The sequence below is a fragment of the Streptomyces mutabilis genome (assembly GCF_046628145.1).
Classification (GTDB): Bacteria; Actinomycetota; Actinomycetes; order Streptomycetales; family Streptomycetaceae; genus Streptomyces; species Streptomyces mutabilis.
This window is the reverse complement of the sequence record NZ_CP176874.1, coordinates 5961158-5975975: the sequence shown is the minus strand read 5'-3', so window position 1 is coordinate 5975975 and position 14818 is coordinate 5961158. Positions and strand designations below refer to the sequence as shown.

General features: G+C 67.4%; 7 protein-coding genes. 2 read left to right on the top strand and 5 right to left on the bottom strand.

What is annotated here, in order from left to right:
• Positions 1 to 155 precede the first annotated feature (155 nt).
• From ACLIN4_RS26975 to ACLIN4_RS26960, 4 genes are all read right to left on the bottom strand, one after another.
• Positions 156 to 1196, bottom strand: a complete 1041-nt coding sequence (locus ACLIN4_RS26975; protein ID WP_411576310.1) for a CBS domain-containing protein — start codon at positions 1194 to 1196, stop codon at positions 156 to 158.
• Positions 1196 to 3022, bottom strand: coding sequence for a GmrSD restriction endonuclease domain-containing protein (locus ACLIN4_RS26970; protein WP_411576309.1), 1827 nt, complete (start codon positions 3020 to 3022; stop codon positions 1196 to 1198). Before ACLIN4_RS26970 ends, ACLIN4_RS26975 begins: the two co-directional genes overlap by 1 nt.
• A 343-nt stretch (positions 3023 to 3365) precedes the next feature.
• Positions 3366 to 4469, bottom strand: coding sequence for a hypothetical protein (locus ACLIN4_RS26965; RefSeq protein ID WP_411576308.1), 1104 nt, complete (start codon positions 4467 to 4469; stop codon positions 3366 to 3368).
• 136 nt (positions 4470 to 4605) lie between these two features.
• Positions 4606 to 9897, bottom strand: coding sequence for a sacsin N-terminal ATP-binding-like domain-containing protein (locus ACLIN4_RS26960; protein WP_411576307.1), 5292 nt, complete (start codon positions 9895 to 9897; stop codon positions 4606 to 4608).
• Between the two features lie 834 nt (positions 9898 to 10731).
• Between ACLIN4_RS26960 and ACLIN4_RS26955 the strand changes: the two genes are divergently transcribed.
• Complete coding sequence (locus tag ACLIN4_RS26955; RefSeq protein ID WP_381915360.1) at positions 10732 to 10941, top strand: hypothetical protein; 210 nt, start codon at positions 10732 to 10734, stop codon at positions 10939 to 10941.
• 51 nt (positions 10942 to 10992) lie between these two features.
• On the opposite strand, the gene ACLIN4_RS26950 is transcribed toward ACLIN4_RS26955, so the two are convergent.
• Entirely contained in the window at positions 10993 to 13539 is a 2547-nt protein-coding gene (locus ACLIN4_RS26950) for an NACHT domain-containing protein (RefSeq protein ID WP_307651983.1), read from the bottom strand.
• A 223-nt stretch (positions 13540 to 13762) separates the two neighbouring features.
• Here ACLIN4_RS26950 and ACLIN4_RS26945 point away from each other — a divergent pair, with 223 nt between their 5' ends.
• On the top strand, positions 13763 to 14524 hold the full coding sequence (locus ACLIN4_RS26945; protein ID WP_179342202.1) for a hypothetical protein: 762 nt from the start codon (positions 13763 to 13765) through the stop codon (positions 14522 to 14524).
• Positions 14525 to 14818 lie beyond the last annotated feature (294 nt).

Below are 14818 nucleotides of genomic sequence, written 5' to 3'. Positions count from 1 at the left end.
GCCGCGTCACCCTCTCGTACCCACCTGTCCGGGCACGTCACACTTTCACCGAAGGTTCACCCTATCGCTGCGACCGGAGTGCCGTCATCGAGTTCTCAGTCCCTGACATCGACGAACGCGGTCCAGTCAGGGGTGGGCATGCTTCCGTCCAACGCTCACCGTACGCAGTCACGCAGCTGCCGGGCGAAGGAGGTCAGGTCCCTCATGTCCTCCGGCGGCAATGGATCGTCGTCGAAGTGGGCGATCCGGTTCCTGATGGCCTGCACGCGCTGGAGATGATGGACGAACTGACCGCGGTCCAGCCCCGAGCGGCCCAGAGCGGCCCAGTTCGCATCGGCACGCTGGGCCAGTGCGGTCCTTCTCTGCTGGCCGTCCAGAAGCATGACGTAATCGCCGAACATCAGGTCCTCCACCCTGCCGGTGCGGTGCTCCTGCCTGCGGTTGGTCGCCTGCACGGCGATGACCGCCTCGGCGTCCAGGCGGGACCCCAGCCACCGGCGCAGCAGCGACTCGATCTCGCCGAGCAGGAAGAACGGCCGGGCGGTGTTCTGGAACCGGCGGACGATCTCCTGGTACGTAACGATGCCGGATATCCGGCCGTCATGCCCCCGCACCAGTACATAACCCTGGTCGACGAGCATGGGCAGGCAGCTGAACAGGTCCTCCCTGCTGTCGAACACCGGCAGCGACTCCTGCTGCATGGCGTTCTCCAGTGTCTCGTCCCAGCCGTTCTCGTACATGAGGGCGATCGACTTCCAGGTGACCACTCCGTGGAGCTCGGTCATGTTGCTGACCACGGGGATCTGGTTGTAGCCCTCGTAGCGCATGAGATAGGTGGCTTGGCTCAGCTCGGCGCCGGGCGGGACGCACTGGAGGCCGACCACGGCCGAGGGCAGGTCTCCCAGCAGCAGGCGCTGCGGCAGCGCTCCCGGTGGCAGCGGATCGGCCGGAACGGCCGGGTCCTCCTCCGGTGTCACCGTCGTGGTGGCCGCGACCGGCACGAGCCGCACCCGGGCCAGGGTCGGGCAGGTGGAGAAGTCGGGGAGCGTCGTCAGTCCGGCCGCGGCCAGTGACTCGTTTATCTCCCGGATGACTCCGGTCTGCCGCACCCGCACCTCGTACAGGGCCAGCAGCTCGGACAGCGCGAGTTCCGCCCCTTTGAGGGCGATCAGCTCTGCCGTCGTCGGCTTCTTCATCAGCGCTCCCCCTCTTCGTCGGCGGTGCCGCGGACGACCGTGGTGCGCTTGCCCATAGCCTGGAAGACCAAGTCCTCCAGCGCGATGGCGCGTGCCTCGAAGAACGCGACGTAGTCGTTGGCTCGCAGCGCCTTCGCGTCGATGAGATGGGTCGAGATCACGTCGTCGAACCACTCGGGGCGCATGTCGGCCGCCGCCGCCAAGGGCTCCAGATAGGAGGTGGGAGCACCGCTGAGGGACTGGGCCGCGCGGAGTGACAAGGGGGTCTTGTTGATGATGGAGCTGGCCGGGAAGCGCTCGTCGAGATTCTTGCGGACCCAGTTCTTCGGGAAGATCTGGTGCACGTCGACGCCGTACTCAACCAGCCGGCCCTGAGCCATCGGGCCGTCGGTGTAGTGCCAGTCCACGGCGCCCTGCCGGATCAGGAGCGCGAAGATGCCCTTGTACGCGGCGCTGTTGCGGGTCTTGAGGCTGAACAGGCGCTCGGGGACGAAGAAGGAGTCGGCGATTGTGTCGGGGACCTCGCCGTCGTGACGGATCCACGCGATCAGTTGCTCCACGTCACGGGTGAAACGGGTTTCCGTCGAACCGCCGTACATTTCGCCGAGGACGCCGCACCAGTACCACTGCGTGATCTTCTGAGTCGCGTCCGGGGTGTCGAGTTCTTCACCGAGGATCGCCCGAACCGCGGCCAGCGGAACCACCTGGGTACGGTACGGCAGGTCCGCGGCCTGGACTATGCACTGCGTGAACAGGAATTCGCCGACCCACGCGAAGGCGTCCTGCAGACGGGGGGCGAGCTTCTGGAAGTCGTCCAGCGGAAGCTCCAGCAGATCGCGCCGCTTGCAGGAGACACCCACGGTGGAATCGAGCAGCTTGCGATTCCACGTCCGCACCAGGGCCACCGCCTGGAGGAAGTCACTGTTGGTCAGACCGTCATCGAGGTCCACCTCGAGGCGGCCGAGCACCGGGTACCGCTCCGCCACGTTCTCCTTGACCGAACGCCAGACGGAGGGGAGGTCGTAGTAGTCACCCGTACGACTCGTGTACTCACGGTCCCCGGCATAGGTGGCGGTCAGCAGTTCGAAGACGTTGAGCGGGACGCCTCCGGTGTTGACCCGTTCGAAGACCGCGCAGACGGCGTCCATGGACGTCGAGGAGGACAGGTTGATCATCGGCACCTGGAACGACCTGACGGGGTGCAGCACCTGGTCCTCGAACTTGCTCCACAGGTCGAAGTTCTGCGTCTCGTCGGCTTTCTCGTACTCGCGGCGCCACGCGTTGACCCGCTGCGTATCGAACACGATCCGCAGGGGGAACAGACCCGCGGCGCATTCACCCGCGGTGTCGGTGAGGTCGTGCACGACCTTCCGGCCGAAGTCCCTGCGCAGGATCCGGTCCTCCGGCACGGAGACGATCGCCTCGTCGCGGTCGGACGGCGAACCGGTCGCCTTCGCTATGTCGACGTAGTACCAGCGGCGGACCGCCTTGCCGCGGGTGTCCACGGTCCGGACCGGCGCGTCGGCGACGTACAGGGCCTGGAAGAGCGATGTCAGACGCTGTTGGCCGTCCAGCAGGAGCAGACTGGGCTCACGCTCGGCGCCCGACTCGGCGCCCGTGAGCGGTCTGGTACGGAAGCGTGAGGCACCGCCGGTCTCCAGCGTCATCGTGACACCCAGGGGGTAGTCGAGCGTCACGGTCGCGATGATGGCCCGGATACGATCGTCGTCCCACTTCCAATCCCTCTGGAAGTCGGGGAGTTGAAGCCTTCCTGAGGCTACGTCACCGAGAAGCGTCTTGAGATTCGCGCTGTCCAGCCCTGCCACGTGCCCCGTTCCCCACCCTCGCGTCTTCGTGGACAAGGCATTGCATCAAGTGAACCTTGAGTCGTCAACGCTTATTTGACGCTACGTCACACAATCGTGAGTCGACCAGGAGGAGTTCTCACAGGCAGGGTGAGGCACCGGGCCGCCTCAGACAGCGGCTTCTCCGACGAGAGCGCGATCTCGCACGCCCGTGTCGAAGTGTGGTGGGGAACGCGTTATCCAGCCACGCCCGCCGGAATTGCTCTCCCCGATTACCGACCGGGCGTCGGACGTGGCCCCTGACCGCCCGCCGAGGAGCCGGCGCAGTGTGGGCAGGCCACGGATGGAGGAGAAGGCGTGGAATTCAGCCTTTCAGCCACCTCCTCCGCTTGTCCGTCGCCGGGAGGGCGGTGCCGAAGAACTCCTTGGCCCGCTGCAGGGCCTCTCGCACCGGCGGACAGACCAGGGCGACAATCGCCACACCGGCGATGCCCAGCAGGTCGGCGGCGGCTCCCCCACCGGGGAAGAGAAATGCACCGGCAAGAAGGCCCACGGCCACCACCAGTCTGCCCGCCGCCTCCAGCAGGCGGCTCCTGAGCGGCTCGACCGCTCCATCAGCTTCACTTGGTTCCGGCGCGCCGACAAGCAGTACGGAGTCGATGACAACCAGGCTGTCGCGTTGCGCGCGCGGGCGGCAGCTCTGACGCAGCACGCCTGAGACGAGTCGGGACAGGTCCCGCACCGCTGTGTCACGGTCGGGTCCCTCGCCGAAGAGGTAGCGGTGGTTGCCGTCCTCGAAGGCCGCGATCAGCCTTTCCGTGGCCTCACGTGTCCGCAAACGGACGGCAGGCGGCATCGTGAAGGTTCCATGCCGGGCCTGGGCACGTAAGGCGCTGCAGAGACGTGCGGACAGCTTGCCGTGGACCTCCAGCGCAGAGTCCTGAGCACGACGCCCGTCCGGCATCAGCAACATCTCCAAGAAGCGGATCGACTCGACCGTGACGACTCCGGCGGCGTCAGAGACCGCGGTGGCCCGTTCATCGGCAGCCGTCAGCGTGATGGAGACGGCACCGAATCCGGCCAGGGCGGCGAACATCCAGACAGGCGTAACCGCGTTCGGGGCGATGGAAATTGCCCACCAGAAGGGGAACACGACCACGAGGAGAGGCACCATCTGCAACGTCACGGAGACGCATCTGCCGACGACGATGCGGTGCCACCGGTCGACGAGATCGTCCTTGTCCGGTGTGCCCTCCGCGGGCACACCCGTACGTTCCGCTGCGGTGAGAAGTGCATCGACACGCCTCTCACCAGCTTTGCGCCAAATGCGTCGCACGCCCGGGGTCCGGTTCACGCCGGCACCCAGTACCCGGGTACGGCTGCGCCACAGTACGGCGATCCATACCGCCTCGAAGAAGGTCCACCAGCCCCACAGGGAGGCGAGGAATCCGAATTCCGTCCGCGTCATGACGAAGAGAGTCCCAGAAGCCACTGACAGTGACGCCAGGGCGATTCACCCCGGCGGTTCTGTGTACGAGACCTTGCGGCCGGGCCACAGCGATCCGCTGTGAACCGGCCGCATCTCGCCGGCGCACGTCGGCGCGCTATTCCTTCCCCAGGGGCGAGCACTGGTAGCGAACCCCCCGGCTCACCATCCTGAAGCGGTCGCGTCCCTGGGCCGAGAACGGGTTCGGCAGATCGAAGACGCGGCGTTCCTCCGGGACGAGGGCGGAGGTGATCAGCAGGATGCGGTAACGGTTGCTCCGGGCGTGACGGCGGGCCGCGTCCACCTCGGACGGTCCGAGTTCGAACTCCACCCGCACGGCGGCCGGGTCGCTCAGCGCCTTCACCTCGTACAGTCGAGTGGTGTCACGCCAGGCGACCTCGAAGTCGTAGCCGAGGGAGTCGGAGGCTTCGTCGTCGCCGTTGACTACGGCCGCGTAGCCCGAGACCCACCGCACGTCGGGGTAGTGGCGCTGGAGCCAGGCGCGCGCGGCCACCTCCCCGACGAGGCCGATGGCGGACCGCTGGTCCTCACTGGCCCGCTTCGTCTTCGCCACGACGATGCGCGGCTTGGCAGAGGAACCGCCTCCGCTTCGCGGCCGGGGCACACCGGTCACGGTGTCCAGGCGCACCTTGCCCGACTGGGCGAGGAAGGCCTCGTCGACGGTCCTCGAGGCGATGTCCGCGATGGTGGAGAGCTGATCGCTTCCGACCCTGACCTCGGCGTCCCCGATGGTGATCGTACGCGGAGCCACGATGGTGGAGCCGCCGGAGCCCTGGGACGGTGCCGCCGTCGGCGCGAAGTCCTTGTCGGTGAGGCCCAGTACCGCGGGGTCCGTGGCGTGCGGCATCCCGTCGGGCCATCCCACGGCACGCTCCACCGCATCGAGCAGGTGCTTCTCGCTCAGTGGCAACAGGTCGCCCAGCCCGGTCCCGTCGATGTGACTCCTGCATTCCATCAGCACCGCTCCGTGCCATCCCGCAGGCACCTGAACGCCGTGGCGGCGGCACCAGGCGGTCACCAAGGGGGTCAACGTCGGAACGAGCGCGTCGAGTGCGGCCGTGTTGTGCGCACGTAGTCGGTCGGCGGGCTCGAGTTCTGTCGGCCGCTCGAGGTCGTCGTCAGCTCCGTGTGCCCGGAGCCACTCCCTCACCCTGTCGCGCATCGCCTCTTCGGGCGGGGTGACGAAGCGGGGAAGCCAGTCCGGGTCCGGCTGGAGGTCGTGCAGACCGCGGGCCGCGGCGTAACCGGAGATGTCCTCGCCCTGCCGAGCGGCGGCGGCGTACCGCTCACGGAGCCGGTCGAGGAGGATTCCGAAGCGGGCACGCACGAAGTCGCCGAAGACCTGTTCATGGCGGTCGGGATAGTAGTCCGGGGAGTATCCGGGACCGAGAGCGGCCATCGCGGCATTGAACTGCTGGAAGTCGATACCCAGTTCGTCCCTGAGCTCGGCCGGTTTCGTGCAGGAGCGGGCCAAGGAGACCAACTCCGCCGACGGCAGCGGCAGATCGGGCGCCAGCCGGTCGATGACCCCGGCGAGTTCACGCTCGCCGGCCGCACGGTCAAGGAGGTGGGCGGCCTCCTCATTCCAGGCATCGGCGGCCAGACACGCCAGCACCGGGCGGAGCAGTCTCACTGTGTCCTGCACGTCACCGGTGAGGTTGCGCCGGATCTCGACGACTTTGGCCTCGGTCGTATCCAACGCTGCGGCGAAGACACCGTCGTCGACGAGTGTCGGGCTGACGCCGCCGAAGCTCCGCTCGAGTTTGACGAGGACCAGTTCCAGCGCGTCCTGCAGCCACGGCCTGCCCAGCAGCTGTGCGATGGCGGGCGTCGCCGCCTGCAGTTCGTCCCAGCCCTCCTCGCTCCTCCAGACGACCACCGTGGGGTGCTCGTCGTCCGGCAGCGGCAGGGCGCGCGTCGACGACGGCGGTTCGGCCGGCGTCCCGGAAACGGTGATCTCCACGTCGTCGGCGTGCACGACACGGAGAGCGCGGAGTCGTTCGAGCGCGGCACGAACGCCTCGCTCGCTGCGGCGCACGAACGCCCCGGACTTGAGCTCCATGGCGAGTGCGACCACGGTGACCAGCCACTCCCTCCCTCTGATGAACACCGCCGCCTGCCCCGACGGCGTGATGGGGGCGCCGTCACGATGACGGACCTGCACGTGGGTGGCCGACGTACGTTGTGCCCTCAGTCCATTCGCCTCGGCCAGGCGGACGACGGCGTCACCGGACTCCGCCGGGGCGACGAGGACGGGATGCCCCGCCGGCTCGATAAGCGCTTCCTTCAAAGGGTCCATCTCGTCGCAGACGATGACCGGTGCTTCGTCGGACGACGGGGCGAAGGTGCCGAGCACGTGGGCGCGGCTGACCACGAGACGGGCTTCCTCACCCCGTGCCCAGGGCCACCAGCCCGTCCGCGCGATGTCCGACCACGCCCGCTCGTAGTGCCGTTTGAAGGAGACACTGAGGTACTCGGGCACGTCACCCTTGTCGAGCACATCCGCCAGCTGTTTCACCACCGCCCCGGCGTGCTCCGGATCGTCCCATCTGCGGAGGCCCAGCCGGACCATCCGCTCGACGACGCTCTTGTCACTGAGCAGGCGCCGCGTCGACAGAGGCAGCGCGGGCACGAAGGCCGGCAGTTCGCCGTCGGCGCTGAACCAGGCCCGGCGGGGCTCGACGAAAGAGGGGCCCTCCGGGTCCTCCGCGGGGAGCCAGGCCATGCTTCGAAGATAGGAGGCCAGAGGAGTGGGCCAGACGTGCGCGTCCTTGAAGGGGTATGTGGGCCTGTGGACCGTGACCGTGAGCACCTCCTCGTCCCAGGTGCGGAGCCCGTGCATCAGCAGTTCGGCGAACTCACGCCGGGCAGCGGAGCCGAGCCCGGCGACCTCGGTCGCTCCCGCCAGGTGAGCCGGCGCCTTCGTGAACTCGTACGGCGTGTACGGGTGCGCGAACTTGGTCCACCCGCTCCTGACATCGGCCGGCCAGGCTTCGGCGAGAGCATCCTCCAGTCCGAGGCGCACGGCGAGGCCCGAGGGCCGCAGTTCGTATCCCTGACAGGCCCCAATGCGTTCCCCGACGGCTCCCGGCCTCAGGCCGTCACACACGCCGAGAGCTTCCAAGAACTCTGCGTAGGCCGCCCGGTTCCGGACCGGCGCGGGCCAGTCGTCGGGGCCGCTGATCCACTGGTCCCGTTGTGCGGCCAGGGCCGGGATCCGGGATCCTCCCTCGGCGAAAAACCGCTCCAGCCGTCGCGCGCCCTCGGTGCCCCAGGCGGGTGAGAAGGAGCAGCGCGCGGCTCTGCCCCACCGGCCGGTGCCGGCCAGCGGTAGCCGGAAGGGAATGTCTGCCAGCCGTCGGCGCTGGGCCTGGGTGAGCAGGGGGTATTGCCGGAAGGCGAAGGTGAGGGCGTCGCGGCTGAGCGCCTCCGAAGGATGGTCGGAGAGCAGGTCGTCCAGCGCGTCGAAGACCCGGTCCAGTTGGTAGGAGCGCACCAATTCGTTGCGCTCGAGGAATCCGCGTCCGGCTATATCCCAGGTGATCGCCGGGTGGGTGAAGGAGATACGGCGTCGGAGTGCCTTGAGGTCGCTAGGGACCCGGGTGACGGCGTCGCCGTCCGCGATGTCGTCGGGCTCAGGATGGAAGAAGACGGTCGCGTCCTGCCCGCCGACCCCGGCCCGGCCACCGAGGGCCCTTCTCAGCCGCATGTCCTGGGTGAGAATAACGCGTCGGCCCCGTAGCACGCCCTGGTCCCGGGCGAACGCATGGGACAGGTCGCTGTAGAAGTCCGCCCATACCTGTCCCGCCGGTTCCGTACCGTCGAGCAGTGACCGGGCCACGGTTTCGGCCCACTCGGCGGCCAGGAGCACCGGCGGACGGAAAGGCCTGGAAAGGACAGCTCTGCATAGCTTGTCCAGACGCGTGTGGCGGACCGGGCCGACGGACGGGGTCAGCAGGTCGGCCCCGGCTCTCGTGAGGGCCTCGATGGTGAGAACGCGCCAGGAGCGCTTGCCGTCGGGCCGCCATCCGTAGGAGTCCTGCAGCGAGCCCCACGCCTCCCGGCCGTGCAGGGGCACGATCGGTTCGGCGGCGAGCTTCCCGTCCAGGGCTGCGTAGAGCCGGTCAGGGACGTCCCAGCACATGAGGTCGAGCACGAGGCCCGCTGCACGGAGGTGCGGCGTCTGCGAACGGATGCGCCTGCTCAGTTCCACCGTCAGGACGGCGAGCTGGTCGAGGAGGAAGGCGTTCAGGGTCACCGTCTCGCTGATGTCGAGGCGGGCCAGCTTGGTGAAGAACGGGGCGTGGGCGTGGCCGGGGAATAGGGCGTGGACGCCTTCAGCCATTGGCAGGAAGGTGTACATGCGCCCGTGGGTGAGCGGCGCGTCGAGGCGCAGCGCGACCGCCACCCATGCCTCGGCATCCCAGTTCTCCCAGGCGGGGTCAATCTCGCGTGCCTGGACGCTGCGGCTGATCGCTCCGCTGAGGGCCTTGGGATCGAGTATGCGGCGTGCCAGCAAATAGCGGCCCGCCCCAGCGAGGTCAACCTCCCGTACCCAGTCGTTCTCGCAGGCGACGACCAGATCCGATGCACCCTCGGCACGCGAAAGGACGCTTCGGAAACCGGTGTCGGAACCGTCGCGCACCTCAACGAGGAGTTCGGTGATCCGGTCGAGGAAGAGCAGGAGCGGCGCCTCTCCGTCCGCCATGTCCCGGGCCTGCGCCACGGCCAGCCCCCAGGCGTGCCGGTCGCGCAGCGGTAGCCGGACGACCGTGGAGTATCCGTCCTCGGCGAGTTCCTTGAGTACGGGATCGGTGGCGTCGGCCGGTATCGGTAGTGCCAGCGGGGAGATGTCCTTGATCACCCGGGCCGCGAGTGCCGGGTCGTCCACCAGGGTGCGCACGTCCTCGGGCCTGGCGAAGCGGAAGCAATAGCCGTCGAATGCCTGGGAGTCGGGTGAGGACTTCGAGTAGATCTCCGGCCAGTCCGTCAGTTGCAGCACGCTGCGGAAACCGAGGCCCTTGTTGCCGATTCCCTCACCCGCCGCCTTGCTCGACAGGGCCAGCTCGGTGATGGCGCGGAAGTTCTCCTCGGCGAATACCGCCCCCTCGTTGGCGACGTAGAGGACGCTGTCGTCCTCCTGGGGGACCGCCAGCACGGCGATCCTTCCCGGGGCGGTTTCACCGATAGCGTCGTGGCCGTTCTGGACGAGTTCGAGGATCGTGCGGCCCTCGTACTCCTGGGCGGTGTCCTCGCTCACGGACTTCAGGCTCTCGGCGAACCGCCATGTCTCGCCCGCGTCCCTGTAGATCTCGACTCGCCGCCGGGTCAGGGCGAGTACCGCCGACCGGAATCGGTCGCACTCCGCGGCATCCCACATCGATGTCATGGCTGTTCCCCCTCGTTCGTGCACAGCCCTGCGCCTACCAGAAGCTGGCAGTGCCATCCAACCGAATCAGGGGGCATGATTTCTGGCGAATGTCACAACGTATGACACATCGGTACCCGGCCGCTCTCGCTGGTCCACGCATTCAGCACGCTGCTTCATCGCCTTCGCCGAGGTCACCGACCGCGAGCGAACGCATTTCCCTCAGTGTGCGACTCCTGCGACCGGTTGCAGCGGACACAGCCCGTTCGCTGTAAGGCATCGGAATGTGCCTCCGCCGTCCTGTGGAACCGCGCCACCCGACGCCTGCCGCCGAAGGCGCAGCGTCGGCGGACACCGCCTGGTCGCCACTGCCTGCAGACGTCGGGTCGTCGGATTGACGGCCGGCCGAAGGCACAAGCGGCCGGCCCCGGTGGCCTCCGCACGCCCCCGCCACGGCGCCTGGCGCCCGGAAGCCCACGGTCGCGTAGAGCATAGGCCGACCGCCAGTCACCCGGCTCCCAGGCCGCGTGATCCTCACTGGCCGCGAACCCGTTCGAGAAGCGCGCGTTGCCGTTCATTCAGGGCGGACCACCGATGCGCGAACATCAGCCCACACCGCGCTCGTACGCCCTGCGCTAGCCGAAAGAGTCCCTGCAGGCAGTGGTAGCCCTCTGGGACTTTTCTGGGACTTCCGGCTGCATCAACGGGTATGAACGTGAAACAGTCGAAAGGCCATTCGTGCAGGTCAGCGATGCACGACCGTCATTGCGGCAGGTCACGGCGTCCGCTGGTCTCTCCCGGGACATCTGAAAGCGCCGGGGAAAGCCGACGTGAATCCCCTCCTGGCCTGTACTCGTGCAAGCCAGGAGGGGATTCCGCCGAAGGACCGATGACGAAGCCGTCGCCGCCTACGGGCTTGATGACACCACCATCACTGCTCCGCACCCCTGGGCCCTGGAGCGGGCGGACGTCCTCGCGGCCCGTCTCATCGATGCTCGCGGTGGTCTGCGGCTCGACCAGATCAACGGGCCGGGCGGTCTCGGGACGGGGCGTCGGCCGATGTAGGCGACCTTCGTCGCAGTACACGGTCCAGCACCGCCGCAGTGCTGGCGGGGGCTAATTGGCGGCCCTGCGCGGGCTGCCCAGGTTCTCCTCCAGGAAGCGGCCCAGGGTGTCGTCCACCTTCTTCTCGGCGGCCAGCTGGTGGCAGGCCTGCCGGCCGCTGCTGGTGGCGCTGATCATCTCGCTGCGCCCGCCCTTGACGGTCAGGTAATCGCAGCCGAAGAGGTACTCCAGGAACTTGCGGGCCAACGGCACGTTCCGTTCGGCGGCGCCTCGCTGCTGGACCCCACGGCGCTGGTGCTGCGCCCCGTCGGCGAGGACCTTGCAGATCTTCTGGATGACCTCGAAGTCGGGGTTGGTGGCGAACACGTAGTACGGGTTGACGTCATCAGTGATCGCGCCCTGCGCCCGCAGGTGGCCGACGAGGTGCTCGCCGGTGATGATCCGGGTGCCTCGGGAGGTCTTGATCACGGCGGTCGAGTCCCGGTCCAGGTCGGTGAAGTCGGCCTCGGCGCACTGGAGGCCCGTGATGTCGCAGTCCATGATGAGGGCCCGCTTGAACGAGGCTCCGTCGGCCACCGCCTGGGACAGATTGCACGCCTCGAAGATCGAGTCGGAGAAGTTGGAGCGCTCGATCCGGGCCCCTCGGAAGGAGACCCCCGACAGTTCGGTCTCGGAGGCGTTCAGCCGGTGCAGGCCCGACGACCGGGCGTCGGCGGAGAAGTCGACCTGGTGCAGCCGGGACTTGGAGATGTCCAAACCGGGGCCGACGATCCGGGCGAGAATGTCCCGCTTGTCTTCGGTGGCGGGGACGTTCTGAAGGAGAGCGGGCCACAGCAGCGTCAGGACGCGGTCCAGGCTCTTGCTGTAGCTGCGGTTGGGCCAGCCCATGGCGAGTTGCGCGAGGGAACCTTCCAGGACGTCCTTCGGCATCGACCGGGCGAAGGTCAGCATCGCGTCGGTGAGCTGGATCTGCCGGGGCAGCGAGCGGCCCGCCTGGTGCTCGCTGATCATGAAGGTGAGGGCGAGGTACTCGCGCAGGGAGTTGTGCGAGAACTGCCAGGCGTACTCGCCGGGTTCACGAGAGCGGGTGAGCGTGGAGGAGGAGCGCAGGTCGTCGAAGAGGGCGTCGGCAGCGTCGGCGGCGTCGGTGGCCCGCTGTTTGGCGAGATAGCCGGGGAAGCGCTCCTCGATGAGTTCCCGGAATGCGGCCTCGCGGATCGACCGGCGACTCTCGGAGGAGAGCCGGACCGCGAGGTACCGGAGGAACTCGAGGCGGTCCGACGGGGGAAGGTTCTTCACCCGGGCCCAGTCGCGCAGCATCAGCTTGTTGATGATCAGCTCGTAGATCTGCCACTCGGTGAGCTTGCCGCCGCTGCCGCTGGCCTCGTCGCGCTTGAGTTCCTCGACGACGTCCAAGAGATAGCTGACGATGACGGGTTTACCGCTGAGGGAGTGCTCGCGGGTGCTCTCGGGGCGGAAGACCCGGCTGAGGATGTTGGTGACCGCCTTCTCGCCCGCGGGGTCGTCCCCGAGACGCTTCTTCACCAGATGGAACGTCTGGTCCGGGCTGAGGTCGCGCAGTTGCCGCTCGGCGCGCTCAATGACGAACTGCTCCAGCATCCGGTCGACCTGCTGCTCCTGTTGCAGGACCTCCTTGTCGAGGGCGGCGGCGCCGATCTCGGACCGGGTGTCGAGGTTCCGGTAGAGCACCTCGAAGACCTGGAGTTCCTCGGCCTCGGTGAAGTAGTTGGGCCGACTGGTGAGGATACCCCGGACGCCGTCGCCGGAGAGTTCGGTAAGCGCCTCCAGACAAGCTCTGCGTTCCCGTGCGTTGAGGAACTGGGCCATCTCGTCGTAGCCGTCGAGGATGAGCATGACGCGCCCGTTGGCGATCATGGACTCAACGAAGCTGATGTTGAGGTGGCCCAGTTCGTTGCGGTCGAGGAAGTGGTGGAGCAGGCCGCGGGCGTCGAACTGGCGGCTGAAGTCTCTGAGTTCCACCCGGAACGGCAGCCTGGCCAGTCGGCCTTCGCGGTAGTCGCTCATCCAGCGGCGCTGGAGGACCCGGGTGAGGGCGGTCTTCCCCGTGCCGTACTCGCCGACGACCACCACCCAGCGGGACGGTTCGGCCTCGTCGCCCACCCAGCGAGTCAGCCATTCGGTGGCGCGGTGCACTCCCTGGTCGTCGTCGAAATCGGGTTCCTCGTAGACCTCGTCCAGATCACGCAGGGAATCGGCGAAGTCGCCGTCCCCCAGGACGTGATCGATATACGGGTCGGTGCGCTCGAACTGCCGGAAGAGTTCCTGGAAGGTGTAGACCAGAATTCCTTCCATTTTCGCATGGTCGCGCGCCTCGTCGGTGAATCCACCTGACGACACGAGAACCTGCTGTGAACCGAGCACCTGTTTCCGCGCCAGGGCCAGTTTCGCTATCAGCCCCTCATGCCTGACCATGTTCACGTGGTCGATCGTGACTTCGATGAATACCTTCTGCTCGACCAGTCCCGCCATCTGTTTCGCAAGGAGCGGGAACCTCACGTCCTGGACGGTGACGTCCTCCGTGACCGAGTAGCCGTTCGACTCGAAGAGCCAAGCCACCGCGCGAGGCAAGGTCTGCTCGGTATAAGTGAAGTCCACTGATCAACCCCCCGATTCCGTGCACCTTCACCCGGCAGCATAGTGGTCCGCGGGGAGTCCGTCTGCGTATAGCACCGAAGTACAATTCACCCCATATCGACCCGATTCCCCATCAGGCGTGACGAACACCCGAAAAGCGTGACGCCATATACTGCCGCTGTCCACTGCATGGCCTGGGGGGAACATGGAAACGCCAGCCGCGACCCACCGCTGTTTCTACATAGCGCCGATCGGAGCGACGGGCTCGGACATCCGGCGACGCAGCGACCAGATTCTCCGGCACATCGTGAAACCGGCCGCCCTGGAATGCGGATATCAGGCGACCAGGGCCGACGAGATCGACTCCTCGGGGCTGATCAGCACTCAGGTCCTCGAGCGGATTCTCGGCGACGGACTGGTGATCGCCGATCTGACCGACCAGAACCCGAACGTCTTCTACGAACTCGCGGTGCGGCATACCACCGGGAAGCCCTTCATCCAGATCATCTCCGAGGGCCAGACTATTCCGTTCGACGTACAGGGTCTGCGGACCATCGAACTGGACCACCGGGATCTGGACAGCGCCGCGGAGGCCCGGGAGGCGATCGTCCGGGCGATCAAGGCCGTCGAGGCGGGCGAGGCCGTGAACACACCCATGACGTACACGATGGACCTCGCCGAACTCCGCAGTTCGGGCAAGGCGGAGGAACGCGGCGTCGCGGACATCCTCGAGGTGGTCAAGGGCATTCAGCGGCAGCTCAGCCGACCCGCCAACGAGACCTCAGCGCGGCACGACCTGGCCCTCCTCCAGAACATCATCGGGATGTGGGTCCAGCAGGGCCACCTCCAGCGGGACAGCCTGATGGTCCTCATGGGCGAGATGAAGTCGAAGAACGGCTCCGCCTGGCTCCAGGACCTGATGCACAGCACGTTCCCGGGGACCACGGCCCCGGCGCAGGACGCTTGAGCGGCCCCCGCGCACCTCTCCACGTTCGTACCGCAGAAGAGAAGAGAGTGCCGTAACCGAAGAAGCCCTTGACGCAGCTGCCGGTCCGTCTGCCGCTCGACGGCGTGGGCGATGGCGGGCAACAGTTCGTTGTGTCCGGCGACGTCCACGTCTCCGCCTCGCCAGCCGCCCGGGGCGCTGAATTTTTGCGGTACTGCTCTGGGACTTTTCCGGGACGCACCGGGTGTGACGCGGGCGGGGCCGGAGGGACGTGTCGTCCTTCCGGCCCCGCCGTGCTGCCTGGGCCCCGCCGGC